Origin of the sequence: Microbacterium sp. KSW4-4 (assembly GCF_023091185.1) — a bacterium.
GTDB classification, from domain to species: Bacteria; Actinomycetota; Actinomycetes; order Actinomycetales; family Microbacteriaceae; genus Microbacterium; species Microbacterium paraoxydans.
In genome coordinates, this window is sequence record NZ_JAHWXJ010000002.1 from 250,697 (window position 1) to 275,033 (window position 24,337).

Consider the following 24,337-nt stretch of genomic DNA (forward strand, 5'->3'; position numbering starts at 1 on the left):
GTTTACGCAAAGGAGCACCATGCGCGTCAGCAAGATCACCGGCGTCGTCGCGGGAGTCGCGGCCGCCACCCTGTTGGCCGGATGTTCGGCCGGCGGAGGCAACACCGCAGAGGGCGAGCAGGACATCACGGTCTGGCTCTACCCCGTCATCGCCGACGAGGCGGTGCACAAGGACTTCTGGGACTCGACCATCGAGGCGTTCGAGAAGGAGAACGAGAACGTCAACGTGAAGTACGAGATCTTCCCGTGGGCGAACCGTGACGAGGCCCTGCAGACGGCGATCGCCGCCGGCAAGGGACCGGACGTCGTCTACCTCATCCCCGACCAGCTCGCGGCGTACCAGAAGTCGATCGCCCCGCTGAACGACCTGCTCAGCGAGGAGCGCCAGGGCGACCTGCTCCCCAACGTCAAGGAGTCGGTCACGCTCGGCGGCGACATCCTCGGCGCCCCGATCCTCACCAGCGCGCAGCCGCTCATCTGCAACGCGGCCGCGTTCGAGGCCGCCGGGGTGACCGAGTACCCGGAGACGTGGGACGACATCGCCGAGATGGCCCCGGCCTTCGTCGACAAGGGCATGTACGCCCTCAACTACCCGGCGTCGGCCGAGAACACCCTCAACCTCACCTACTACCCGCTGCTGTGGCAGGCCGGCGGCGAGGTCTACACCGAGGACGGCGAGGTCGGCTTCGACAGCGAGGCCGGTGAAGAGGCCCTCACCTTCCTGACCGACCTGGCCGAGGAGGGGGCGCTCGACCCGGAGGCCCTCACCACCAACGTCCCGCTGGAGCAGACCGCCATCGCCCAGGGCAAGGTCGCCTGCACCTGGAACAACGCCGTGACCGAGGTCGCGCCGTTCTGGGGCGAGGAGAACGTCAAGGTCCTCGCGCCGCTGACCGACAAGGAGTCCGTGGCCTACGGCACCGTCGGCTCGCTGTCCGTGCTCAAGGGCTCGAAGGCCCCCGAGGCCGCAGCGGCCTTCGCCGAGTTCGCGACCGGCGCCGACGTCGTCGAGCCGTACCTCAAGGCCGCCGGCTACTTCTCCGCGCTCAGCACCACCGAGCCGCTGTACGCCGACGACCCGCTCCTCGGCGAGGTCGAGAAGTACGTCCCCGACACCACGGTGGGCGAGCTCGACGCCAGCTCCCGTGCGCTCATGGGCGTGCTCTCGCCGGAGATCCAGGCCGCCCTGCTGGGCCAGAAGTCCCCGGCCGACGCCCTGAAGGACGCCGCGGCCGCCGCAGCCCCGCTGCTGCAGAAGTGACACCCGGGGGCGTGCGGGTACCCGCCGCACGCCCCCTCTCTCCCGCCCCCCACGTGAGGAATCGACAATGACGACGGCCACCACGGCGCCGAAGCCCGCAGGACGGGTCGCCCGGGTGCTCGCCCGACGGGAAGCGCGCGTCGCGTTCCTGTTCGTGCTCCCCGCCTTCCTGCTGTTCATCGCCTTCCGCTTCGGCCCGAGCATCGCGGGTGTGGCGCTGAGCTTCTTCGACTACGACATCTCCGGCGAGATCGCCTGGCGCGGCCTCGACCACTTCCAGCGCCTCGTCGCCGACCCGCTGTTCTGGCGGGCGCTGGGGACCACCCTCATCTACACGGTCTTCGCGGTGCCGATCGCGCTCGTGCTGTCGACGATCATGGCCCTCGGCGTGCGCCGCGCCTTCCGCGGCGCCCGGTTCTTCCGCTCGATCTTCTTCCTCCCCGTCATCACCTCGCTCGTGCTGGCCGGCTCGATCTTCGTCTGGATCTTCTCCGCCAACGGCCCGTGGTCCGCGCTGATGGCCCCGCTCGGTCTCGGCGGCTCCTGGCTCGGCAGCACCGTGCTCGTGATCCCCGCGATCGTCGTCGTGGGCGTCTGGTCCCGGTTCGGCTACGGGATGATGATCCTCATCGCCGCCCTGCAGGACGTGCCGCGCGAGCTGGAGGAGGCGGCGCTGGTCGACGGCGCGAACGCCTGGCAGCGCTTCCGGTGGATCATCCTCCCGCACCTGCGCCCGACGTTCTTCTTCCTCGCGGTGATCGAGACGACGGCCGCCTTCCAGGTCTTCGACGTCATCTACGTGATGACCCAGGGCGGGCCGGCGAACGCGAGCTACTCGCTCGTCTACATGCTCTACGACCAGGGCTTCCGCTACTTCGACTACGGCTACGCGGCCGCGGTGGGCGTGGCCCTGTTCCTCATGACCCTCTTGGTCGCCCTCATCCAGCGCCTCGTGATCGGAAAGCAGAAATGACCGCCCTCCTGCAGCCGCCGACGCAGACGACGCCGCCCGCGACGCGTCCCGCCGCGCGGAAGCGCCGTTCGTTCCGCGCGCTCGAGCCGACCGGCTGGGGCATCGCCGTCCGCTGGATCTGGCTGAGCCTCGCCGGCATCCTCAGCTTCTTCCCCTTCTACGCCATGGTCGTGCTGAGCCTGAAGCCGGGCATGCTCGTCGAGCTCCCCGGCTCGCTGCTCCCCTGGAACGACATCTCGTTCGAGGCGTACGAGCAGGTGCTCGCCGGGCAGAACATCCTCGTCTGGCTGTTCAACACGCTCGTCTACTCGCTCGTGTCGGTCGTGGCGGTGCTGTTCCTCTCCGCGCTCGCCGGATACGCCTTCGCCAAGAAGCGCTTCCGCGGCAAGGAGGTCATGTTCTGGTCGTTCCTGGCGATGGTCATGGTGCCGTTCCACGTGACGCTGATCCCGACGTTCATCCTCATGGCGAACCTCGGCGGCATCGACACCTACTGGGGCCTCATCCTGCCGACGCTCGCGAACGCGCAGGCGGTCTTCCTCATGCGCCAGTTCATCCAGGGCCTTCCCGACGAGCTGTTCGAGGCGGCCCGCATCGACGGCGCCGGCGAGTTCCGCATCTTCCTGCGGATCGTGCTGCCGCTGTGCAAGCCGATCCTCGCGACGCTCGGGATCTTCGTCTTCCTCTGGCACTGGAACGACTTCCTCTGGCCGCTCATCATCGCCAAGTCCAACTCGATGTTCACCCTCACCGTGGGCATCTCGTCGCTGCAGCAGCAGGATGTGCCGCTCAGCACCATGCTCGCCGGCTCCGTCGTGGCGCTGCTGCCGATCTTCCTCGCGTACCTCATCGCTCAGCGGTACGTGCAGGAGGGCGTCACCGGCACCGGGATCAAGGGCTGAGAAGAAGGGAACCGCACGACAATGACGCAGTACGCATTCGCCTCCGAGGCCGAGCTCGAGGAGGCGCTGGCCACCCCGAGCGACGGGCTCGTGGCCGACCTCGCCCAGGGCTCCGGAGACCTCGTGATCCTCGGCGCCGGCGGCAAGATGGGACCAACCCTGGCGATGCTCGCCCGGCGCGGCCTGGACGCCGCCGGCCGCACCGACGACGCGGTGTACGCGGTCTCCCGCTTCGGCGACGCCGCCATCCGCGAGCGCCTGGAGGCCGCGGGGGTCCGCGTCGTGCCGTTCGACCTCATCGAGAACGACGACCTCGCCGGTCTCCCCGACGCCCCGAACGTGGTGTTCATGGTGGGCGCGAAGTTCGGTGCCGCGACCAACGCCTCCTGGGCGTGGGAGGTCAACGCGGCCCTTCCCGACCGCATCGCCCGCCGGTACCGCGACAGCGCGATCTCGGTGCTCTCCACCGGGAACGTGTACCCGTTCGTCCCTGCCGCCTCGGGCGGTGCCGCCGAGGAGACCACGCCCGCGCCGATCGGCGAGTACGCGCAGTCCTGCCTCGGACGGGAGCGCGTCTTCGAGTTCGGGGCGCAGGAGCGCGGCACCAAGGTCGCGATCATCCGTCTGAACTACGCCGTCGACCTCCGCTACGGGGTGCTCGCCGACATCGGCAGCGCCGTGCACGCGGGCGAGCCGGTCTCGGTCGCCACCGCCAACGTCAACGTGATCTGGCAGGGCTACGCGAACGAGGTCGTGCTGCGCAGCCTGGTGCATGCCTCCACCGACCCCTTCGTGATCAACCTCACCGGCCCGGAGCTGCTCAGCGTCTCCTCGATCGCCCACCGCTTCGGCGAACTGTTCGAGCGGGAGGTCGAGATCGTGGACGAGCCGCAGTCGACCGCGCTGCTCAGCGATGCGCGCCGCTGCATGGCCCTGTTCGGCTACCCGTCCGTCTCCGCCGAGGAGCTCATCCGCATGCAGGCCGGCTGGATCCGCGACGGACTGCCGATGATCGCCAAGCCCACCAAGTGGGCCGTACGGGACGGGAAGTTCTGATGACCGACGCCGCTGCGCGGACCGCGACCGTGCCGTCGCTGCGCCCTGAGGCCGCCGCGACCCTCGCCCGCGGCGCCGTGATCCCGGCCCATCCGCTCGCCCTCACCGCCGCGCGCACGCTCGACGAGCGCCGGCAGCGGGCGCTCTCCCGCTACTACCTCGACGCCGGGGCCGGCGGCCTCGCCATCGGCGTGCACACGACGCAGTTCGAGATCCGCGACCCGGAGCACGCGCTCTTCGAGCCGGTGCTCGCGCTGGCCGCGGAGGAGATGGACGCCCGCGGCGACGCGACCCTCGTGCGCATCGCCGGCGTGGCCGGCGACACGGCCCAGGCGGTCGCCGAGGCGGAGCTCGCCCGCTCCCTCGGCTACGACGCCGTGCTGGTGAGTCCCCGCGTCGCGGGTGCGGACGAGCGTGCCCTGCTCGACCGCGCCCGCGCCGTCGGCGAGGTGCTGCCGCTGGTCGGCTTCTACCTGCAGACCGCGATCGGCGGACCGGTGCTCGGCCGCGAGTTCTGGCGGGAGTTCGCCGCCATCCCGTCCGTCGTCGCGGTGAAGGCGGCGCCCTTCGACCGCTACCGCACTCTCGAGCTCGTGCGAGGCGTGGCCGCCTCGGGACGCGCGGACGAGATCGCGCTGTACACGGGCAACGACGACGCGATCGTCGCCGACCTGCTCTCCGAGTTCCACGTGGACTCCCCGTCCGGGCGCCGCACCCTCCGGTTCGTCGGCGGGCTGCTCGGCCAGTGGGCGGTCGGCACGCACGCAGCGGTCGCGCTGCTGGAGCGGGTGCACCGCGCCCTGGCGGGAGACGCGGAGGCCTACCGCGAGGTGGGACGCCGTGCCTCGGACATGGTGGACGTGAACCAGGCCGTGTTCGACCCGGGCAACGACTTCCACGGGGTCATCGCCGGGGTGCACGAGATGCTCCGCCAGCAGGGGCTTCTCGAAGGCATCTGGTGCCTCGACCCGGCCGAGGGCCTCTCGCCGGGACAGGCGGAGGAGATCGCCCGCGTCCGGCATGCGTATCCGGAGCTCAACGACGACGCGTTCATCGCCGAGAACCTCGAGGCCTGGCTGCGATGACCGCCGGCACGGGCGCTCCGAGCGTGGTCGCGGTCGTCTCCGCCGAGCTGTTCGCGGAGTTCTTCTCGCCCGAGGACGCGGCGCGCTTGGAGGCCGTCGCGGCGCGGCTCGGCGGGACGTTCGTGCGGGTGGACCGGCTCACGGATGCGGTGCTCGACGGGGCACGCGTCGTGGTGACGAGCTGGGGCGTGGGTCCCTTCGATCACGCCGTGCTCGCCACGCTCCCGAAGCTGGAGCTCGTCGCGCACACCGGGGCCACGATCAAGCCCTTCGCGACCGACGAGCTGTTCGACCGCGGCGTGCGGGTGACGCAGGCCGGGGCGGGTATGGCCCGGTCGGTGGCGGAGGTGTCGCTGACCTTCACGCTCGCGCTGCTGCACCGGGTGCCCGAGATGCACGACGCCCTGCGCGCCGGGAGCGGCTGGTGGGACGCGGAGGCCGTCGGGGTGCAGCACGAGATCCTCGGCGCGCCCATCGCGGTCATCGGCGCCTCCCGGACCGGGCGGGCGTACCTCGAGCTCCTCCGGGCGCTCGGCGCACAGCCGCTGCTCGTCGACCCCACGCTGGACGCGGCCGAGGCGTCGTCCCTCGGGGCGGAGCTCGTGACGCTCGACGAGGCGCTCCGTCGCGCGCAGATCGTCGCGGTGCACGCCCCGACCCTGCCCGAGACGCATCACCTGATCGGTGCACGCGAACTCGCCCTGATGCCGGACGGCGCGGGCCTGGTGAACACGGCGCGCTCCTGGCTCGTCGACGAGGCCGCCCTGCTCGCCGAGCTCCGGCGCGGCCGGTTGAGCGCCGCGATCGACGTGTTCGACGAGGAGCCCCTCCCCGCGGAGAGTCCCTTCCGCTCGGCACCGCGCGTGCTGCTCACTCCGCACCGCGCGGCCGGGACCAGGGAGGGCCGACTGCGGCAGGGGCGGATCGTCGCCGACGAGCTCGACGCCTTCGCTGCGGGGCGGCCGCTCGCACACGCCGTCGACCGCGCCCAGCTCTCCTCGATGGCATGAGCGCCGTAGTCGTGCGGTCGGCGCGGGCGGAGGACCAGCCCGCCCTCGCGGCACTGTGGGCGGCCGCCTTCACACCGCCCCTCGCGCCGGACCAGTGGCTCGTGGACGACGAGCGGCTGAGCCACACGCTCGTCGCGGAAGACGACGAGGGCGTGTGCGGGTCGATCTTCGGACTGCCGAAGCGCCTGCGGGAATCGGACGGCGGTGTGGCGCGGGTGCACGCGATCGGCAGTGTGGCGGTCGCCGAGCGGGCTCGCGGTCGGGGCCTGGCCCGCCGGCTCGTGGCCGCCACCCTGGACGCGGCGGGTGACGCCGACTGGGCCCTGCTGTTCACCGGAACCCCCGACGTGTACCGGTCGAGCGGCTTCACGACCTTCTCGATGCCCCGTGCTTTCGCCGGGCCGTGGGCGGCGTCGGCGACGGCCCCGGAGTCCGCCTCGGTCGCGCGCGAGTGCGTAGGACTCGGTGTCCTCGGCCCGCTGCGCGAGGTCTACGAGCGCTCCCGCACCGGTGTGGTCGTGCTCGCTCCGGTGCGCGGCGACCGCGACTGGACGATGGCGGAGGTGCGGCTGCGTGGCACCACGCTGTATCGGCTCGCCGAGGCGGAGGCGACGGTCGGCTACGCGGTGGCGGAGGTGCGCGACGGCATCGGGCTGCTGCACGAGAGCGCGACCGATCCCACCGTGGCCGATCCGGCCGCGGTGCGGCACACCCTGCTGGAGGCCGTGGCCGCGGACTGGGCCGCGGCGGGCGTCCGCACCTGCGAGCTGGCCGTCCCCGCGCTCGCCGCGGAGGAGGCCGCCGTCCGGGCGTTCGCTCCCGCGGCCGTGCGGCAGGACGACCGCACCGGGATGATCCGCCCGCTTCGCCGCCAGGCCCGGGTGGACGGCATCCGCCACTTCACGGCGGGCGACTACTTCTGAGCATCCGCTCGGAGAGCGCTGGGGATCGGGGACTGATCGGTGACCGCGATCCGGCCGAGGGCCGGACGCCTGACCGCGGCGAGGACGCCGCAAGGAGGATGAGCATGACCCAGCTGGACACCACCACCGAGACCGCGGCGATGCGCAGTCGACGGATGCTGCTCGCCGGTTTCGGCGCCGCCGCCCTGGGCGGGGTCGCCGCGATCGGCGCGCCCGCCGCGGCCCAGGCCGCGGGACCCGCCGTGCCGCAGGAGTCGTCGGGCTCGAAGAACGTCGCGCACGGAGGCGTCGCCACCGCCCTCGCGACGCGCAAAGGCAAGGAGGGCGACCTCGTGCGCACGAGCGGCTACGCGACCCCCGGCGACGGCGGCGACGGGCTCTACCGCTTCGTGAAGAAGGACGCCCCCACGGCGAACGGCGGCACGGTGCTCGCGGGGCCGAAGGGCGGAGCCTGGGTGCTCGTGCACGACGGCACGGTCGACTTCCGGAAGTTCGGCATCATGGACGCCTCCGCGCCCGCGGACGACGCGCTCGATGCGATGGTGGGCGACGCCCGGGTGCGACGCGTGGAGGCGCACACCGACCTCAACTTCGTCCGCCGCCACAAGTTCTCCCGGTCGAACATCGCCTTCGACTTCGGGAACCACCTGATGACGACCGAGGGTATCGAGAACGCCGGGAAGGACGACCCCTTCGCGGCCGTCATGTTCTTCCGCGGCGAGGTGACCGACGCGGTGCAGGAGGCGAAGCTCGGCGAGGACGTGCCCGACCTCGCCGACATCTTCCCCGTCGCCGACTCGTCGTTCTTCGCGGTCGGAGAGTGGTACGCCGCCGAGGTCAACGCGCTGTCGGGCCGCTGGGAGCGCGAGCTGCAGCGGCTGGTGCAGGTGACCCAGATCGTCGACGGTCGGCACATCCGCGTGAACTACAAGAACGGCTGGCCGCTCGGCAAGGACCGCACGATGACCTGGCGGCACGTGAAGCCGGTGCAGGACGTGACGGTGTCGAACCTGAAGTTCCTCGGCAAGGGGACGGACGAGTACACGGGGTCGCACCCGCTGGCCTTCGAGTACGCGGTGCGCTGCGACGTGGACCACATCGACGGCACGGCGACCTTCTGGCCGCTGATCCAGCGCCGGTGGAACACGTACTTCACCACGGAGAGCTGCACGCTGAAGAACCCGACCTCCGTCACCTGGGGCGGCGCGGGCTACCTGACGCAGCAGATCTACTGCCTGTACGGCTACGTCGCCAACTGCCACACCGCGAACGCCCGGCACCTCAACGACTTCACCGCGAGCGCCTACTGCCTCGTGGAGAACTGCCACGGCGACGGCGACGACCAGGGCCCGTTCGTCACCCACGGCCAGTACGAGCACGACCTCACCTACACGGGCAACTCCGGCCTCATGACGTTCGCCAACTCGGGCGCCGCGTGGGGCTCGGCCGCCAAGCGCATCACCGTCCGCAAGCACGTGTGCTCATGGTTCGTCGCGCGGGTGCGTATCACCGACCTGACGCTGGAGGACGTGCAGGTGATCGGCAAGCCCTCGCTGTCCGGTTCAGGAATGCTGTGGATCAACGCGGACGGCGCGCAGCTGCGGGGCTGCACCGCGTCGGACACGCTCATCATCACCCAGGCGTCCGACAACTCCGCCCGCCCGACCGTGATCGCCGACTCGCACTTCACGTTCGTCGCTCCGGGCGAGCTCACCAACGCGACGGTGAAGACGCCGGTGACCTTCGTCGACACGGTGCTCGACCGCGTGGGCGGCATGAAGATCAACGGGCCGGGTGCGGTCACCTTCCGTGGCTCGACCCTCACCGCGGCGGACGACGCCGCCCCCATCGCCTCCGCGACGGGCAAGCTGCGCATCGAAGGCTCGACGCTCCGCAACGCCCGCATCGCGGCGGCCTCGAAGGACCGTCAGGTCGTCGAGATCGCGGGCTCCGAGGTGTCGGCGAAGGGCGGGACGACGGTGTCGCGGTCGGGCGCGGGCGAGCTGCACCTGACGCTCGGCGACAGCACCTTCCGGGCCGAGGGGGCGACCACGCACGTCGCCGTGACGAGCGGCGCGACCCACTACCGCGCGGTCGGCAACCGCTTCGAGGGCGGCGCCCTGGAGCTCCGCGACGGCGCCTTCGGCACCGGGTCGACGCTGCTGCACACCGGCAACGTGGAGGCCGGCGTCACCCGTACGGCGTTCCCCGCCGAGGGCGACCGCGTCGTCGACACCGCCAACCTCGTCGTCGGCTGATCCGCCGGGCACGACTTCGGAGCTGCGGCGCGACCCGCCGCCTCCCCGGCCCCGCCTACGGCGTGTCGCCGGGGGTCTCCGAAGTCGTGCCCGGGCGGTGCCGGGGGCTGTCCGGGTTCAGGAGCGAGTGCCGGCGGCTGTAGGCGAAGTACACGACGAGTCCGATCACGAGCCAGACCCCGAACCGGAGCCACGTCTCGGGGTGGAGCTGCGAGATGAGGAAGAGCGAGAAGCCCACGCCGACGATCGGGACCACGGGCATGAACGGCAGCCGGAACGTCCGTGGCGCCTCCGGCTTGGTGTAGCGGAACACGATCACGGCGATGCAGACGACGACGAAGGCGGCGAGGATGCCGATGTTCGTGAGGTCGGCGACGGCGCGGATGGGGAACACCCCCGCGAAGAACGCCGCGCCCAGCCCCGCGATCCAGGTGACCCGCTGCGGGACGCCGCGGCGGTCGACCCGCGCGAACCAGCCGGGGAGCAGTCCGTCGCGGCTCATGCTGAACCACACGCGCGTGGCGCCGAGCAGGAACGTGAGCATCACGGTGAGGATCGACACGACGGCGAACACCGAGATGACGGAGGCGACGACCGGGAGCCCGACGCCCGTGAACGCCGAGGCGAAGCCCGCCTTCGGATCGATGTCCTGGTAGTTCTGCATGCCCGTGAGCACGAGCGTCGCGGCGACGTAGAGCACCATCGCGATCACGAGGGACAGGATGATCGCCTTCGGCATGTGCCGACGCCCGTCCTTCGCCTCCTCGGCGGCCGTGCTCATCGCGTCGTAGCCGAACACCGCGAAGAACACCGTCGCGGCACCGGTGAAGACGGGGCCGAAGCCGTTCGGCAGGAAGGGGTCGTAGTTGGCGGGGTCGATGAAGAAGACGCCGAGGACGACGATGAACACCACGAGGAGGATCTTGATGGCCACGGCGACGAGTTCGAAGCGGCCGAACGTGCGGGTGCCGCGGCTGAGCAGGAACGTCACGAACAGGCAGATGAGGATGGCCGGGATGTTGACCATGCCGCCCGGCTGGTCGGCGGTCTCCGTGATCGCGGTCGGCAGCTCCAGCCCGAATCCGGAGAGGAACGCGTCCAGATAGCCGGAGATGCCGATCGCGACGACGGCCACGATGGCGACGTACTCCAGGAGCAGGTCCCAGCCGATGAACCAGCCGACGAGCTCGCCGAGCGCGACGTAGCCGTAGCTGTAGGCGGAACCGGCCCGCGGGATCATGCCGGCGAACTCCGCGTACGACAGCGCGGCCGCTGCCGACGCAAGCCCGGCGATGAGGAAGGAGAGGACGACGGCGGGGCCCACGGCGGGAGTCGTCGCATCGCCGTGGGCGACGAGCCCGGCGAGCGAGAAGATCCCGACGCCGACGATGCCGCCCACGCCGATCGCGGTGAGCTGCCAGAGCCCGAGCGTCCGGAACAGACCGCTTCCGCCCGACTCCTCCGTCATGTCGCTGACGGGCTTGCGGCGCCACACGGACGTCGTGGAACGGGGTCGATCTGTCCGGGGCATCGTCGCCTTCTCTCGTCAGGAACGGTAGAACGTTACCTTCGCCGACGCGCCGTCACAAGACCGTGGATCCGGCGGCGGACGCGGTGCAGCAGCGGCATCTCCAGGTAGATCACGAGGGGGACGGCGACGGTGACGAGCACCAGCGTGCGCACGACGATCGGGAGTCCGGAGAGCGGGGCGGCGAGGACGAGGTTCAAGACCGTGAGGGTCGGGAAGACGGCGATCCAGATCATCAGCGCGAGCTGGTGCTGCGTGGGCGGAGGAACGGGGGTCGCCGTCGGGGCGGGTGCTGCGGACATTGCTGTGTTCCTTCTCTTTCGGGGGTCAGGCGTAGCGGTGGGCGGCGAGCTGGGCGGCGAGGTCGTCGTCGGTGAGGTCGGCGTTGAGGGCGATCGCGGCGGCGGAGCCCTGTCCGGCCGCGGTGATGAGCTGCGCGCGCGGGTCGGCGACGTTCCCGGCGACGGAGACCCCTGGCACGCTCGTGCGTCCGCCGGCATCGTGCCGGACCCACCCGTTCTCGTCGGTCTCGCAGCCGAGAGCGCGGAGGAGGGTGTCGTGAGCGCGCATCTCGGGGCGGACGAACACCGCGGCGCGCTCGACGCGGGTGCCGTCGCCCAGCTCCACGCTCTGGAGGCGGTCGGCCTCGACGATGAGGCGGGAGACCTCCCCCGGATGCACCCGGACGCCGCGCGCGTCGAGACGTTCCTGCTCGTCGTCCGTGAGTGGCCGGGTGTGGGGGAAATAGACGACGTCGGCGGACCACTGGGCGATGAGGAGCGCGTGGGCGACCGACGCAGCCGTGCCGCCGATCACCCCGAGAGCGCGATCCCGCACCTCGTAGCCGTGGCAGTACGGGCAGTGCAGTACGTCTCGCCCCCAGCGCTCCCGCAGATGCGGGATGTCGGGGATCTCGTCGCGCAGGCCCGTGGTGACCAGCACCCGCCGGGCCTCCAGCCGTCGCCCGTCGTCGAGGGTGGCCGTGAAGCCCGGGGACAGCTCGGCGACGCGTCCGTCGATGATCGTGCCTCCGTAGCCCGCGACCTCGTCGCGTCCGCTCGCGAGCAGCGCAGCGGGCGCGGCGCCGTCCCGGGAGAGGAAGCCGTGCAGATGCGCCGCGGGGGCGTTGCGGGGCTCCCCCGCATCGACGATCGCGACCGTGCGTCGAGCGCGGAGCAGGACCAGGGCGGCGCTGAGGCCGGCGGCACCGCCGCCGACGATGAGCACATCGAATCTCTTCATGCCACGAGAGTCGCCCCGGAGGTGCCGGGGCGGCAAACTTCTTTGCTGCTCCTGGGAAATGCGGCCAGACTGAGGACGTGCAGGGGGACGAGATCGACGCGACGCTCGACGGCGTGGGCCCGCGGTTGCGGTGGCTCCGGAAGCAGCGGGGGATGACGCTGACCGACCTGGCCGACGCCACGGGGATCTCCACGAGCACGCTCTCGCGGTTGGAGACCGGGCAACGCCGACCGAGCCTCGAGCTTCTCCTCCCGCTCGCCCGCGCCCACCGGGTGCCGTTGGACGACCTCGTCGGGGCGCCCGACGTCGGCGATCCGCGCGTGCGATTGAAGCCGCGCCGCGTGCACGGCCGGATCGTCGTGCCGCTGACCCCGCACGCCGGCCCGGTCCAGGCCTGGAAGATCCTCATCCCGGGGAGCCAGGTGACTCCGCGTCCCCGGGCGCACGAGGGGCGCGAATGGCTCTATGTGCTCAGCGGCACCATGCGGTTGATCCTCGGCACGCGCGATCTGCGCATGGCGGCCGGAGAGGTCGCCGAGTTCGACACGCACGTGCCGCACTGGTTCGGGAGCGCGGACGGGGAGCCCGCCGAGGTGCTCAGCCTGTTCGGCCGACAGGGCGAACGCGTCCACGCGGGCGAGTCGGGCGCGCAGCCCGAGGGGTGACGGCGGACGCCCCCGTCTCGGGGGCGATCAGCGGACGAGCTCGGCGATCCAGTCGGTGGCGATGACCGCTTCCCGGCGCTGGAAATCGCGGAGCGTCGTCATCCCGTCCGGCGCGGGAAGACGGCACTTCTCGAACCAGGCGCCGCCCGCGGCGGACAGGAGGGCGATGTGGTCCTCCGTGGTGGACCCGGCGAAGGCCGGGTGATCGAGCAGGGGGCCGACCTCGGCTGCGGCGTCCTCGACGCGGAGGTCGAGCAGGTAGAGGAGGGCGTCCTCCCACCCCGCACCTCGGGCCGCCCACGGCCAGTCGAGCAGGCGCGCCCGCCCGGAGGCGTCGATGAGGATGTTGTCGGCCCTGAGGTCGCCGTGCAGGAGCCGATCCCCCGCGACCGCGGTGCGCACGCGTTCCGCCGCCGTGCGGAGGAGGTCGACGTTCTGCGCGCACCACGGAGTGGTCGTCTCCAGGAGCCCGGCCTCCTCGAGCCGCCGCCAGGATCCGGAGTCGTCGTGCAGCTCGTCGGCGAGGCGGGGAAGCGTGCGCGGCGCCTCGGCGGTGGCCAGGGCGGCGATCGCATCCAGGACGTGCGCGGTGTCGGGCGCGGTGGCCGAGCGTTCCGGATGACGACCCTCGACGTCTTCGATGAGAAGCACCGCCCACCCGTCCGCGGTGAAGGCGTCGACGAGGTGCGCGGCGGGGAGGGAGCGGGGGAGCGCGCCGAGCACCTCGGCCTCCCGTACGTAGAGCGCGAACGTGCCTTCCGCGGACTCCTGCACCGCCTTGACGAACAGCCGCCGTCCGTCGGCGAAGGTCAGCCGTGAGGCCAGTCCCGCGGAGAAGCCGCCGTCCTGCGACTGCGCCCGTACCACCGGGGAACCCGCGAACTCCTCGACCCGGGCCCGGAGAGCGGGAGGGAGCTGGGTCCAGTCGAGGCGCGCCATCGCCCCAGCGTAGACGGCGCTCAGTACCCGGCCACGCCGACGAGCCCGGCGCTGCGCCGCCAGAGGGCCTCGGCGAGAGCGGGGTCGTGCACCTGCGGGTTCACGCGGGTGCTGAGGACGCGCTCGTCGTAGTAGCCGCCGGAGATCCAGGTCTCGCCCGGCGTGCCTTCGAGGAACCAGCGCAGCGTCGCGCCGCCGCGGTCGCTGCCGATGAGGACGAGGCGGCGCAGCGGGGTGCGGTAGACGAGGCGCATGATGCTCGACGACTCGGCGGCGAAGTTCGTCGCCACGGTGCCGGGGTGGAAGGCGACCGCGCTGAGTCCCTGCGCATGGCACTTCTCGTGGAGGCTCTTCGCCATCAGGACGTTGGCGAGCTTGGCGTCGCCGTAGGCCTTGTTCGGGGAGTACCGGCGGGTGTTGTCGAGATCGTCGACGTCGAGATGCCCGAAGAGGCGATGGGCGACGCTGGAGGTGTTCACGACCGCGCCGCGGGCGGCGAGCAGCTGCGGGAGCAGGAGGTTCGTCAGCAGGAACGGGGCGAGGTGGTTCACCTGCATGGTCTTCTCGTGCCCGTCGACCGTGGGGGTGCGGTCGCCGAAGATGCCGCCGGCGTTGTTGGCCAGCACGTCGATGCCCTCTGCACCCACGGCGTCCGCGAGCTGCGCGGCGAGCGCGCGCACGTCGTCGAGGCGCGCGAAGTCGGCGGTGAACCACTCCGCGCCGGTCTCCTCCGCCACGGCCCGCATCTTGTCGGGCGAGCGGCCCACGAGGAGCAGCCGGTGCGGGGACCCGGCGAGCTGGCGGGCGGCGGCGGCGCCGATCCCGTCCGAGGCTCCGGTCAGCACGATGGTGCGTGCGGCCACGGCGGCGCTCACTCGGCCGACGGCGTGATGCGGCGGACGGCCCTGGTCACGTGCTCGGCGATCACCGCGCGCGCCTGCTCCGGATCGCCGGTCGCGATGGCGTCGACGATCTGCTGGTGGCTGCGCACGTGCTCCTCCTGCTCGGCGGGGTCGAGGGCGGAGTTGGCCGCCTGGATGAACCCGGCGATCCGGCCACGGAGCTGGGCGCTGAGCTCGTCGAGGAACCGGTGCTCGGCGAGGTCGGCGAGGGTCTCGTGGAAGAGGCGGTCCTGGCGCAGGACCTCGGCCACATCGCCCGGGGCCGCCGCCGCCATGGCCTGGATGATCGCTTCCAGCCGGGCCGCCGACTCGTCGTTCCACCGCTCCTGCACCCGGATCGCCATGAACTGCTCCAGCACGATCCGCAGGCTCGAGATCTCCTCCAGGTCCTGCGCGCTGAGCTGGGCGACGCGGGCGCCGCGGCGGGGCTCGCGGGTGATGAGGCGCTCCTCGGCGAGCCGGGTCAGGGCCTCGCGCACGGGGATGTGGCTGACGCCGAGACGGTCGGCGAGCTTGCGCTCCACGAGGCGCTCGCCGGGGGCGAGCTCTCCGGAGTGGATCGCCGCCCGCAGCTCGTCCGTGACCTGCTCGGCGATGTTCTGATCCGACACGCTGCGCATCCGGGGCCCTTCTCGATCTCGCGCGGCCCGGTGCTCGTCGAGCGGGGGCTCCTTCGCTCGGTCGATGCTATGGCATGAGGCCGGGACTGGACAGGAACCGCGCGGTGCTAGATGCTATAGCAAAACCCGAAACCGATGACGAAGGAGTTGTCATGTCCGGCAGAGAGACCCTCGCGCAGGCGCGCGCCGCGGAGGATGCGGTGGGAGCCGCCGCCATGAAGAAGGCGATCTGGAGGCTGGGGCCGTTCCTCGGACTGCTCTACCTCGTCGCCTACATCGACCGGAACAACGCGGGCTTCGCGAAGCTGGAGATGACCGCCGCCCTCCAGATCACCGAGGCCGCCTTCGGCTTCGCGGCGGGCATCTTCTTCATCGGCTACCTGCTGTTCGAGGTGCCGAGCAACCTGCTCCTGGAGAAGTTCGGCGCCCGCAAGTGGATCGCCCGCATCATGATCTCGTGGGGCATCGTCGCCGCGCTGACCGCCTTCGTGCAGGACGCGACGCAGTTCGCGATCGCGCGCTTCATCCTCGGTATCGCGGAGGCTGGGTTCTTCCCCGGCGTGCTGCTCTACCTCACGTTGTGGTTCCCGCGGCAGTACCGCACGCAGGTGCTCGCCGTCTTCGTGCTCTCGAACCCGATCGCCAACGCGGTCGCCGCGCCGCTGTCCGGCTGGATGCTGGAGCTGCACGGGCTGTGGGGCCTGGACGGCTGGCAGCTCGTCTTCCTGCTGCAGGGCATCCCGGCCGTGCTGCTCGCGTTCGTCGTGTTCTTCTGGCTCCCCGACCGCCCGCAGGACGCGCGCTGGCTGACCCCCGCCGAGCAGCGCTGGATCACCGACACGCTCGCCGCCGAGACCCAGGCGACCGAGCAGCGGCACGGACGCCTGCGTCTGGGGGAGGTCTTCCGCAACGGCCGCCTGTGGACGCTCATCGTGCTCTTCTTCGGCGTCGTGTTCGGTGCCTACGGGCTGGGCATGTGGCTGCCGACGATCGTGAAGAGCATGGGCGACTTCTCGAACGCGACCACAGGGTGGCTCGTGGCGCTGCCGAACCTGTGCGCCGCCCTCGTGATGCTGCCGTGGGAGCGCGCCGCCCGGAAGCAGGGCAACATCCCGCTGCAGATCGGCATCACGCTCAGCATCACCGCCCTGTCGCTCATCGCGGCGGTCGCGGCCCAGGGCACGCCGGTGCTCGCGCTCGCAGCGCTGTGCGTCGGGATGTCGGCGCTCTTCTCGACCACCCCGCTGTTCTGGAGCCTGCCGCCCATGGTGCTCACCGGCACGGCGGCCGCGGCCGGCCTCGCGTTCATCAACTCGGTCGGCAACCTCGCCGGCTTCGCGGGACCCTACGCGATCGGCTGGATCAGCGAGACCACGGGATCGGCGGTGTGGGGCCTGCTCCTCATCTCGGGGCTCACGCTGCTCGGGGCGACGATCGCCTTCGTGCTCAGCCGCCGCACGGACTTCACGACGGCGCCCGCGCTCGCCGTCGAGGCGTCCACCGCCCGGCGATGACCGGTCCGGGTCGGCGGTCGTGACGAGAACGTGACCCCGCCGGCCCGGTTCGCTCTAGACGCCCCTGCGCTTTTGCTACATGCTATAGCGCAACACCCTTACCCGAAGCACCACCCGACCTTGGAGGCACCCATGTCGCGTCGTCGTGTTCGGCTCGGCGGAGCAGCGATGCTGCTGACCGCCGCGCTCATCACCGCTGGTTGCAGCACCTCATCCACCCCCGACGGCCAGGCGCAGGAGGGCGGCACCCTCACCGTCGCCGCCGCGCAGGGCATCCCGCAGCTCAATCCCGCCATCCGCACGTTCGCGTGGGAGGAGGTGCTGTTCCCGCTGCTGTGGAACGGCCTCACCAAGACCGACGAGTCCGGCGAGATCGTCGGCGATCTCGCCGAGAGCTGGGAGGCGTCCGCCGACCAGAAGACCTGGACGTTCACGCTCCGCGACGGCGTGACGTTCTCGAACGGCGAGGACTTCACCGCCGACGACGCGGTGGCCGTGTTCGACTACTACCTCGACCCGGACACGGCGACGCAGGAGAAGAACAAGATCTCGATGGTCACCGACGTCACCGCGCCGGACGAGAAGACCGTCGTGGTGACCCTGTCCGAGCCCATCGCGACCTTCCCCGCGGGCATCGTCTGGGTGAAGATGATCGACGTCGACGCGCTCGACACCATCGACAAGGAACCCATCGGCACCGGTCCGTACGTCGTGGACGCCTTCACGCCGGACGACAGCCTCACCCTCGTCCCCAACCCGGAGTACTTCGGCGAGGCCCCGGCGCTCGACGAGATCACGATCGTGAAGGCCGCCGAGTCCACCGCCGCGGTCACTGGCCTCCGTTCCGGCGACATCGACGTGCTGTGGTCCGTGCCGCAGGGCGACGTGGCGGGGCTGGAGGGCGGCGACATCGCCCTGGTGAAGCCCGAGAACCCGAGCCAGTGGCCGTCGTGGGAGATCGACACGACGTCGCCGCCGTTCGACGACGTACGCGCCCGGCAGGCCCTCGCCTACGCGACCGACCGCGAGGCCATCCTCGACGCGGCCTACTACGGCCAGGGCACGGTCTCGCCGACGAACAACGCGCTCGGCGAGGTGAACCCCTGGTTCGGCGGCGAGCTGACCGACTACTCCTACGACCTGGACAAGGCGAAGGAGCTGTTCGCCGAGGCCGGGGTGACCGAGGGCAGCACGCTCACCTGGTGGGGCGTGGCCGGACAGTACCCCGAGTGGAACACGAGCGGCGAGATCCTGCAGGCGAGCCTCAAGGAGATCGGCATCACGCTGACCATCGACAACAACGACATCGGCACCTGGGTCGACGCGTTCTACCCCGCGGGCAAGAGCTACCCCGGGTACATCGTGCCGAACTTCCAGTCCACCCCGCCCGAGCCGGCTTACTCGCTGAACTTCTACCTGGAGGGGCGGTGCGAGTGCAACTGGGTCGACCCCGACTTCCAGACCGCGTTCGCGGATGCTGTGGCCGAGCCGGACGAGACCGCGCGGGCCGACAAGTGGGGCACCGTGCAGACCATCATCAACGAGCAGGTGCCGCTCATCGTGCCCCTGCAGTCGACGGTCGTCACCGCCACCAGCACGGCGGTCGACGGCGTGTGGGTCGAGGGCGGCGGACAGCTGCACCTCGAGGGCGCGCAGCTGAAGGGCTGACGTGGTCCTCTCCGTCCTCCGGCGGGTGGCGATCAGCATCGCGATGCTGATCGCCACCTCGCTCCTCGTCTTCGTCGTGCTCCGGCTGCTGCCGGGCGACCCCGTCATCACCCGCCTCGGCTCGACGCCGGGCGTGGATGCCGAGACCATCGCCCGGCTCCGGGAGGAGGCCGGCCTCGACGCCCCCGTCATCGAGCAGTACCTGCGCTGGATCGGCGGCGTCTTCACGGGCGACTTCGGTCAGTCCTACTTCAACCAGTACTCGGTGACGGAGCTCATCGCCCAGCGCCTTCCCGCGACGCTGGAGCTCACCCTCATCGGCGTGCTCCTGGCCGTGCTCATCGCCACCCCGGCCGCCGTGTTCGCCTCGCTGCGTCCGCTCGGCGTGGTCGACCGGGTGCTCACCGCGATCTCGACCGCGGGCATGGCCCTTCCGCAGTTCCTCATCGGCATCGTGCTCATCGTCGTGTTCGCCGTGCAGCTCAAGGTGCTGCCGGCCCGCGGCTACACGCCGTTCGCGGAGGACCCCGCCGAGAATCTCGTGCGCATGATCCTCCCCGGCCTCACCCTCGCCTTCGCGGCGGCGCCGCTGCTCATGCGGTTCCTCCGGGCCTCGATGGTCGAGGTGCTGGACGCCCCCTACATCCGCACCGCGAAGGGCAAGGGACAGTCGGCGAGTGGCGTCGTGCTCGGCCACGCGCTCCGCAACGCCCTGATCCCCGGGCTCACCATGCTCGGCCTGATCGTCGGCTACACCCTGGGCGGCGTGGTGATCGTGGAGTACGTGTTCGGCGTCCCCGGCCTCGGGTCGCTCGCGATCGACGCCGTCTTCAAGCGGGACTACGCGGTGCTGCAGTCGGTCGTGCTGCTGATCTCCGCGATGTTCATCCTCACCACGCTCATCGTCGACCTCCTCTACGGGGTGCTCGACCCGCGTCTTCGTGCAAGGAGCAGCCGTGGCTGACACCCTCACCCTCGCGCTGCGCTCGGCGCGTCCGCGGCGACGGGTCGCCGTCGCCTCCTGGATCCCGCTGGGGCTGCTGGCGATCATCGTCCTCGCCTGCGTGCTCGCCCCGCTCCTGGCCCCGTACGACCCCGCGGCACAGTCGTCCGACCGGTTCGCCGGACCCTCGGCGGCGCACCTCTTCGGGACCGACGAGCTGGGCCGCGACCTCTTCAGCCGCGTGCTCTACGGCGGCCAGCTCACCGTGTTCATCGCCGGGGGCGCGACGCTCGTGGCCATGGTCCTCGGCATCGCCTGGGGAATGGCGGCGGCGTTCGCGCGCGGCTGGGTCGACGAGATCCTCATGCGCCTCGCCGACACGGTCATGGCGATCCCGCAGATCCTCTTCGCGCTCGTCTTCATCTCCGCCTTCGGCGCCGACCCCGTCAAGCTCGCCGTCATCATCGGGGTGCTCCTCACGCCGACCACCGCGCGGCTCGTGCGGTCGTCGGTGCTCAGCGAACTGCAGGAGGACTACTTCACCGCCGCCGTGGCCTTCGGCTCGACCCGCCGCCGGCTGCTCTTCGCCGAGGTGCTGCCGAACGCCAAGGGGCCGATCGTCGTGCAGGCGGCCATCAACGCCGCCAACGCGATCCTCCTGGAGGCGTCGATGAGCTTCGTCGGGCTCGGCATCGCGCCGCCCGAGGCCACCTGGGGCACGCTCGTGCAGCAGGGCTACCAGAAGATGTACCAGTCCATCGGGTACGTGCTGTTCCCCGCCCTGTTCATCTTCGTCACCATCTGGCTGCTCAACGTGCTCGCCGACCAGTTCGGCGGCGATCGGAAGGGGAGGGGCCGATGACCGACCTCACGCCCGTCCTGCAGGTGCAGGGCCTCACCGTCTCCTACGGGGACGTCATGCCCGTCCAGGGCATCACGTTCGCGGTGCGGCCCGGGGAGCGCATCGGCCTCGTGGGCGAATCCGGCTCCGGCAAGTCGCTCACGGCGCTGTCGATCATGCGGCTGAACGACGGGGCGACCCTGGGCGGCAGCATCCGGTTGCGCGACCGCGAACTGCTCACGCTGAGCCCGCGGGAGATGACCCGCGTGCGCGGCGGCGAGATCGCGATGGTCTACCAGGACCCGATGTCGTCGCTGAACCCGGTCCGCACGATCGGGCACCAGCTCGTCGAGGCGATCCGGCTGCACGACCGGGTCTCGGCGGCGGCCGCCCGCGCGCGGGCCGTCGAGCTGCTGACCGAGGTCGGGGTGCCGCTCCCTGAGGAGCGTCTCGGCCAGTACCCGCACGAGTTCTCCGGCGGGATGCGGCAGCGCGTCATGATCGCGATGGCCATGTCGTCTCGACCCGCCGTGCTCATCGCGGACGAGCCGACCACGGCCCTCGACGTCACGACGCAGTCCCGGATCATCGACCTCCTCGACCGGCTCGCGGAGGACCACGGGACCGCGGTGGTGCTCATCACGCACGACCTCGGCGTCGCCGCCGGGTTCTGCGAGCGCATCCACGTGATGCGGCACGGGCGCGTGGTCGAGGAGGGCCCGGTCGACCGCATCTACGCCGCCCCCGAGCACCCGTACACGCAGGCGCTGCTCGGCGCGGTCGTCGACCTCACGGTGGACGTGCAGCAGCCCATCCGCACCGCCGCGGAGGTGCTCGAACGCGGGACGGAGCCGCTCGCCGAGGCCGGGTCGATCAGCGCCGTGGACCGGGCGCGGGAGTCCGGCGACGTGCTGGTGGACGTGCAGGGCGTGTCGAAGGTGTTCACGCTCGGCTCCGGACGCCGGGTGACCGCGGTCGACGACGTGTCGTTCCGGATCCGGCGCGGCGAGACGGTCGGGCTCGTCGGCGAGTCGGGCTCCGGCAAGTCGACCGTGTCGAAGGCCGTGCTCGCGCTCGGCGGCATCGACGGCGGGACGGTCGTCTTCGACGGGCAGCGCCCGCACGACCTCCGCGGCGAGGAGCTGCGGCGGCTGCGCAAGCGCATGCAGATGGTGTTCCAGGACCCGTTCTCGGCCCTGAACCGGCGGCAGACCGTCGCGCAGATCATCGAGGCGCCGTTGCGTGCCCACGGCATCGGCACCCGGGCCTCCCGCGCCGAGAAGGTGCGCGAGACCATGCACCGCGTGCGCCTGGACGAGGAGTTCGCGCACCGGCTGCCGCGCTCGATGTCCGGCGGGCAGTGCCAGCGCGTGTCCATCGCCCGGTCGCTCGTGCTGGAGCCGGAGTTCCTTGTGCTGGACGAATCGGTGTCGGCGCTCGACGTGTCGATCCAGGCGCAGGTGCTCAATCTGCTCCGGGAGCTGCAGGCCGAGCTCGGCCTCACGTATCTCTTCATCAGCCACGACCTGGCGGTGATCCGGTACATGTCCTCAACGGTCGCCGTGATGCAGCAGGGCCGCATCGTCGAGATCGGCGCGCGCGACGCGCTCTTCGCGAATCCGCAGCACGAGTACACGCGCGGGCTCATGGCGGCGATCCCCGTCGCCGACCCGGTCCTCGAGCGCCGACGGCGTGCGGAGGCCGCGGCGCTCTGGCAGACCCACGGCGGGCAGACGGGTGCGGTCCCCGCGACGACCGCCGGACGAGGAGGACGACGATGACCATCACGGATCAGGGGACGGGGCCCGCGGCGGACACCGCGGGTGCCGGCGCGGCGGTGCGGTCCACCGGCCGCCGCGCGCTCATGGCCGGGCTCGGCGCGGTCGCGCTCGGCACAGCGGGCGCGCTCGCGAGCACGGCACCGGCGCAGGCCGCCCCGGTCGCCGCCGGCGCCAAGGACGTCACGCGAGCGGAGTCCGTCGCCGACCTCGGCCGCCTCCGGGCCCGCGACGGCGAGGTGGCGATCGTCGCCGGGTACCGGAAGCCGGGCGACGCCGGGCTGCTCGTGTACGTGGGCAGCGAGAACGCGAAGACCGCGCCCAACGGCGGCACCGTGATCGCGGGGAAGCACGACACCCGCTGGATCCTGCAGCACGACGGCACCGTCGACTTCCGGGTCTTCGGCATCACGGGACCGGAGAAGCCGGCCGACGATGCGCTCGCGGCGATGGTGAACGATCCCCGCATCCGCCGGATCGAGGCGAGCACGGATCTCCTGTTCCAGCGACGACACCGCTTCACCCGGTCGTACGTCGAGATCGACTTCGGCGGACACCTCATCACGACCGACGGCATCGAGAAGAACACGCACGACAACCCGTTCGGCGCCGTGATGTTCTTCACCGGGGTGTCGAAGGACGTGACGGTCGAGCACGCGCTGGCCGAGGCCTGGCCGGAGCTGACCGACGCCGTCGCCGTGCCGGATGCCTCCCGGTTCCCCGTCGACTCCTGGTGGGCGGTGCAGTGCGATCCCGTCGCCGGAGGAGGTGCGGACGAGCGCGAGCTGCAGCGGTTCGTGCAGGTGACGCAGCAGATCGACGGCACCCACATCCGCATCGACTACCTCAATGGCTGGCCGCTGGACAAGGGGCGGAAGCTCATCTGGCGGCAGATGGAACCGGTCGCGGGCGTCCGGATCGCGAACATGCGGTTCCTGGGGGCCGGTCCCTTCGACGGTCCCACCGACGGCTCCTTCCCCGACTCCCGCGAGCTCACCGGCTCCCACCCGATCGCCTTCGAGTACGCGATCCACTGCGACGTCGCCGATGTGCACGCGAGCCGCACCTGGTGGCCCGTGATCATGCGGCGGTGGAACACGCACTTCACGACGGAGCGCTGCTCGGTGGAGAACCCGCCGACCGTGTTCTACGGCGGCGCCGGCTACCTCACGCAGCAGATCTACAGCCTCTACGGACGGGTCAGCGACTGCACGTCGTCGAACGCCCGGCACCTGAACGACCTCACCGCCAGCGCCTACTGCATCGTCGAGAACTGCCACGGCGACGGCGACGATCAGGGCGGCAACCCCTTCACCACGCACGGCCAGTACGAGCACGACCTCACCTTCATCGGCAACTCCGGGCTCATGGACATCGCCAACTCCGGGGCGCAGTGGGGCACCGCCGCGAAGCGCATCACGGTGCGCGACCACGTCTGCTCCTGGTTCGTCGCCGGGACCAAGATCAGCGATCTGACGCTGGAGAACGTGCGGGTCATCGGCCGCTCGACCTTCGATCCGCAGGCGACGATGACCATCAACGCCGACGGTGCCCAGGTGCGCGGGTGCACCGCCGGACTCCTGGCGATCGGACAGCGGTCGCAGCGCTCGTCGCGGCCGACCGTGATCGCGGACTCCACCTTCGCGCTGCCGAAGGACCAGGTGCTCGTGCAGACCCCGGTCACGGCTCCCGTGCGCTTCGTGGACTGCACGATCACCGGGATCGACGGGGTCAAGGCGCGAGGGTCTGGGCCGGTCGAGTTCGTGGACTGCCGCCTCAGCGGCCCGGCGGCGGGTGCGCCCTTCGAGCTCGGTGCCTCCCGCGTCACCATCCGCGGCGGGTCCGTGCGCGACGTGCGCCTGACCGCGACCGCGGTGCGGGATCAGCTCGTCGCTCTGGACGGCGTCGAGCTGTCCACGGAGCGGACGGACGGCGCGCTGCTGAGCAGGGCCGCCGGTGCCGGCCTCGTCACCTGGCGGGTGAGCGGCGTGACCTCGACCGTGCCGAAGGGCGCGGCGCACCTCGACATCGGCACGGGCGTCAATCACGCCCGCGTCACCGGCAGCCAGTTCGCCGGGGGACGAGTGCGGCTGGCGGACGGATTCGCCGAGCCGTCGACGCTGCTGTACAGCGACATCGTCGAGCGCGGCGTCGAGACCGCGCTCCCGGAGGCCGGGCCGCGCGTCGTCATCGCGGACGTGCTGGCGAGCGCGTGACGGACGGCATCAT

21 protein-coding genes are annotated in these 24,337 nt (G+C 71.3%); 15 read left to right on the forward strand and 6 right to left on the reverse strand.

Features of this window, described 5'->3' with window-relative positions; translation table 11 throughout:
* Window positions 1-19 precede the first annotated feature (19 nt).
* The 8 genes from KZC57_RS10820 (at window position 20) to KZC57_RS10855 (ending at window position 9,468) form a co-directional block, all read left to right on the forward strand.
* Window positions 20-1,261: an ABC transporter substrate-binding protein gene (locus KZC57_RS10820; RefSeq protein WP_247641724.1), complete on the forward strand. Its 1,242-nt coding sequence runs from the start codon at window positions 20-22 to the stop codon at window positions 1,259-1,261.
* A gap of 67 nt (window positions 1,262-1,328) precedes the next feature.
* Window positions 1,329-2,234, forward strand: coding sequence for a carbohydrate ABC transporter permease (locus tag KZC57_RS10825; protein ID WP_247641725.1), 906 nt, complete (start codon window positions 1,329-1,331; stop codon window positions 2,232-2,234).
* Complete coding sequence (locus KZC57_RS10830; RefSeq protein ID WP_060923532.1) at window positions 2,231-3,136, forward strand: carbohydrate ABC transporter permease; 906 nt, start codon at window positions 2,231-2,233, stop codon at window positions 3,134-3,136. The genes KZC57_RS10825 and KZC57_RS10830 overlap by 4 nt, the downstream gene beginning before the upstream one ends.
* Before the next feature lie 21 nt (window positions 3,137-3,157).
* On the forward strand, window positions 3,158-4,192 hold the full coding sequence (locus tag KZC57_RS10835; RefSeq protein ID WP_247641726.1) for an NAD(P)-dependent oxidoreductase: 1,035 nt from the start codon (window positions 3,158-3,160) through the stop codon (window positions 4,190-4,192).
* On the forward strand, window positions 4,192-5,277 hold the full coding sequence (locus KZC57_RS10840; protein WP_247641727.1) for a dihydrodipicolinate synthase family protein: 1,086 nt from the start codon (window positions 4,192-4,194) through the stop codon (window positions 5,275-5,277). Before KZC57_RS10835 ends, KZC57_RS10840 begins: the two co-directional genes overlap by 1 nt.
* Complete coding sequence (locus KZC57_RS10845) at window positions 5,274-6,287, forward strand: hydroxyacid dehydrogenase (protein WP_247641728.1); 1,014 nt, start codon at window positions 5,274-5,276, stop codon at window positions 6,285-6,287. Before KZC57_RS10840 ends, KZC57_RS10845 begins: the two co-directional genes overlap by 4 nt.
* Window positions 6,284-7,210 (forward strand): GNAT family N-acetyltransferase, encoded by a 927-nt coding sequence (locus tag KZC57_RS10850; RefSeq protein ID WP_083370978.1) that lies wholly within the window; start codon window positions 6,284-6,286, stop codon window positions 7,208-7,210. Before KZC57_RS10845 ends, KZC57_RS10850 begins: the two co-directional genes overlap by 4 nt.
* Window positions 7,211-7,314: 104 nt before the next feature.
* Window positions 7,315-9,468 carry a peptidase C14 gene (locus KZC57_RS10855; protein ID WP_247641729.1) on the forward strand — a complete coding sequence of 718 codons (2,154 nt, stop codon included), beginning with the start codon at window positions 7,315-7,317 and terminating at the stop codon, window positions 9,466-9,468.
* 55 nt (window positions 9,469-9,523) lie between these two features.
* Here KZC57_RS10855 and KZC57_RS10860 read toward each other — a convergent pair whose 3' ends face one another.
* The 3 genes from KZC57_RS10860 to KZC57_RS10870 are packed head-to-tail and all read right to left on the reverse strand — an operon-like array spanning window position 9,524 to window position 12,238.
* A complete protein-coding gene (locus tag KZC57_RS10860) occupies window positions 9,524-10,999 on the reverse strand; it encodes an APC family permease (protein ID WP_247641730.1) in 1,476 nt (491 codons plus the stop codon).
* A 32-nt stretch (window positions 11,000-11,031) separates the two neighbouring features.
* Window positions 11,032-11,298 carry a hypothetical protein gene (locus KZC57_RS10865; protein WP_247641731.1) on the reverse strand — a complete coding sequence of 89 codons (267 nt, stop codon included), beginning with the start codon at window positions 11,296-11,298 and terminating at the stop codon, window positions 11,032-11,034.
* Window positions 11,299-11,323: 25 nt separating this feature from the next.
* Complete coding sequence (locus KZC57_RS10870; protein ID WP_247641732.1) at window positions 11,324-12,238, reverse strand: NAD(P)/FAD-dependent oxidoreductase; 915 nt, start codon at window positions 12,236-12,238, stop codon at window positions 11,324-11,326.
* Between the two features lie 77 nt (window positions 12,239-12,315).
* Here KZC57_RS10870 and KZC57_RS10875 point away from each other — a divergent pair, with 77 nt between their 5' ends.
* Entirely contained in the window at window positions 12,316-12,903 is a 588-nt protein-coding gene (locus KZC57_RS10875; RefSeq protein WP_231919557.1) for a helix-turn-helix domain-containing protein, read from the forward strand.
* A gap of 27 nt (window positions 12,904-12,930) precedes the next feature.
* On the opposite strand, the gene KZC57_RS10880 is transcribed toward KZC57_RS10875, so the two are convergent.
* Genes KZC57_RS10880 through KZC57_RS10890 form a run of 3 tightly spaced genes read right to left on the reverse strand, consistent with a single transcriptional unit; the run spans window position 12,931 to window position 15,364 of the window.
* Entirely contained in the window at window positions 12,931-13,842 is a 912-nt protein-coding gene (locus KZC57_RS10880; RefSeq protein ID WP_247641733.1) for a phosphotransferase family protein, read from the reverse strand.
* A gap of 20 nt (window positions 13,843-13,862) precedes the next feature.
* Complete coding sequence (locus KZC57_RS10885; RefSeq protein ID WP_247641734.1) at window positions 13,863-14,705, reverse strand: SDR family NAD(P)-dependent oxidoreductase; 843 nt, start codon at window positions 14,703-14,705, stop codon at window positions 13,863-13,865.
* An 8-nt stretch (window positions 14,706-14,713) separates the two neighbouring features.
* Window positions 14,714-15,364, reverse strand: a complete 651-nt coding sequence (locus tag KZC57_RS10890; protein ID WP_060922906.1) for a GntR family transcriptional regulator — start codon at window positions 15,362-15,364, stop codon at window positions 14,714-14,716.
* A gap of 152 nt (window positions 15,365-15,516) precedes the next feature.
* On the opposite strand from KZC57_RS10890, the gene KZC57_RS10895 reads away from it, so the two are divergent.
* The 6 genes from KZC57_RS10895 (at window position 15,517) to KZC57_RS10920 (ending at window position 24,324) form a co-directional block, all read left to right on the forward strand.
* Complete coding sequence (locus KZC57_RS10895; RefSeq protein WP_060922907.1) at window positions 15,517-16,878, forward strand: MFS transporter; 1,362 nt, start codon at window positions 15,517-15,519, stop codon at window positions 16,876-16,878.
* Between the two features lie 132 nt (window positions 16,879-17,010).
* Complete coding sequence (locus tag KZC57_RS10900; RefSeq protein ID WP_247641735.1) at window positions 17,011-18,546, forward strand: ABC transporter substrate-binding protein; 1,536 nt, start codon at window positions 17,011-17,013, stop codon at window positions 18,544-18,546.
* Between the two features lies 1 nt (window position 18,547).
* On the forward strand, window positions 18,548-19,510 hold the full coding sequence (locus KZC57_RS10905; protein ID WP_025104137.1) for an ABC transporter permease: 963 nt from the start codon (window positions 18,548-18,550) through the stop codon (window positions 19,508-19,510).
* Window positions 19,503-20,351, forward strand: a complete 849-nt coding sequence (locus KZC57_RS10910; protein WP_247641736.1) for an ABC transporter permease — start codon at window positions 19,503-19,505, stop codon at window positions 20,349-20,351. Before KZC57_RS10905 ends, KZC57_RS10910 begins: the two co-directional genes overlap by 8 nt.
* The gene (locus tag KZC57_RS10915; protein WP_247641737.1) at window positions 20,348-22,111 is read left to right on the forward strand and encodes an ABC transporter ATP-binding protein; all 1,764 of its coding nucleotides are present in this window, start codon (window positions 20,348-20,350) and stop codon (window positions 22,109-22,111) included. Before KZC57_RS10910 ends, KZC57_RS10915 begins: the two co-directional genes overlap by 4 nt.
* Window positions 22,108-24,324, forward strand: a complete 2,217-nt coding sequence (locus KZC57_RS10920) for a peptidase C14 (RefSeq protein ID WP_247641738.1) — start codon at window positions 22,108-22,110, stop codon at window positions 24,322-24,324. The genes KZC57_RS10915 and KZC57_RS10920 overlap by 4 nt, the downstream gene beginning before the upstream one ends.
* Window positions 24,325-24,337 lie beyond the last annotated feature (13 nt).

Excerpts from the sequence above, each read along its gene's own strand:
- KZC57_RS10865 (WP_247641731.1), bottom strand. The coding sequence starts at position 11,298 with ATGTCCGCAGCACCCGCCCCGACGGCGACCCCCGTTCCTCCGCCCACG.
- KZC57_RS10825 (WP_247641725.1), top strand. The coding sequence starts at position 1,329 with ATGACGACGGCCACCACGGCGCCGAAGCCCGCAGGACGGGTCGCCCGG.
- KZC57_RS10915 (WP_247641737.1), top strand. The coding sequence starts at position 20,348 with ATGACCGACCTCACGCCCGTCCTGCAGGTGCAGGGCCTCACCGTCTCC.
- KZC57_RS10840 (WP_247641727.1), top strand. The coding sequence starts at position 4,192 with ATGACCGACGCCGCTGCGCGGACCGCGACCGTGCCGTCGCTGCGCCCT.
- KZC57_RS10835 (WP_247641726.1), top strand. The coding sequence starts at position 3,158 with ATGACGCAGTACGCATTCGCCTCCGAGGCCGAGCTCGAGGAGGCGCTG.
- KZC57_RS10850 (WP_083370978.1), top strand. The coding sequence starts at position 6,284 with ATGAGCGCCGTAGTCGTGCGGTCGGCGCGGGCGGAGGACCAGCCCGCC.
- KZC57_RS10845 (WP_247641728.1), top strand. The coding sequence starts at position 5,274 with ATGACCGCCGGCACGGGCGCTCCGAGCGTGGTCGCGGTCGTCTCCGCC.
- KZC57_RS10900 (WP_247641735.1), top strand. The coding sequence starts at position 17,011 with ATGTCGCGTCGTCGTGTTCGGCTCGGCGGAGCAGCGATGCTGCTGACC.
- KZC57_RS10895 (WP_060922907.1), top strand. The coding sequence starts at position 15,517 with ATGTCCGGCAGAGAGACCCTCGCGCAGGCGCGCGCCGCGGAGGATGCG.
- KZC57_RS10870 (WP_247641732.1), bottom strand. The coding sequence starts at position 12,238 with ATGAAGAGATTCGATGTGCTCATCGTCGGCGGCGGTGCCGCCGGCCTC.
- KZC57_RS10830 (WP_060923532.1), top strand. The coding sequence starts at position 2,231 with ATGACCGCCCTCCTGCAGCCGCCGACGCAGACGACGCCGCCCGCGACG.
- KZC57_RS10820 (WP_247641724.1), top strand. The coding sequence starts at position 20 with ATGCGCGTCAGCAAGATCACCGGCGTCGTCGCGGGAGTCGCGGCCGCC.
- KZC57_RS10920 (WP_247641738.1), top strand. The coding sequence starts at position 22,108 with ATGACCATCACGGATCAGGGGACGGGGCCCGCGGCGGACACCGCGGGT.
- KZC57_RS10880 (WP_247641733.1), bottom strand. The coding sequence starts at position 13,842 with ATGGCGCGCCTCGACTGGACCCAGCTCCCTCCCGCTCTCCGGGCCCGG.
- KZC57_RS10890 (WP_060922906.1), bottom strand. The coding sequence starts at position 15,364 with ATGCGCAGCGTGTCGGATCAGAACATCGCCGAGCAGGTCACGGACGAG.
- KZC57_RS10855 (WP_247641729.1), top strand. The coding sequence starts at position 7,315 with ATGACCCAGCTGGACACCACCACCGAGACCGCGGCGATGCGCAGTCGA.
- KZC57_RS10860 (WP_247641730.1), bottom strand. The coding sequence starts at position 10,999 with ATGCCCCGGACAGATCGACCCCGTTCCACGACGTCCGTGTGGCGCCGC.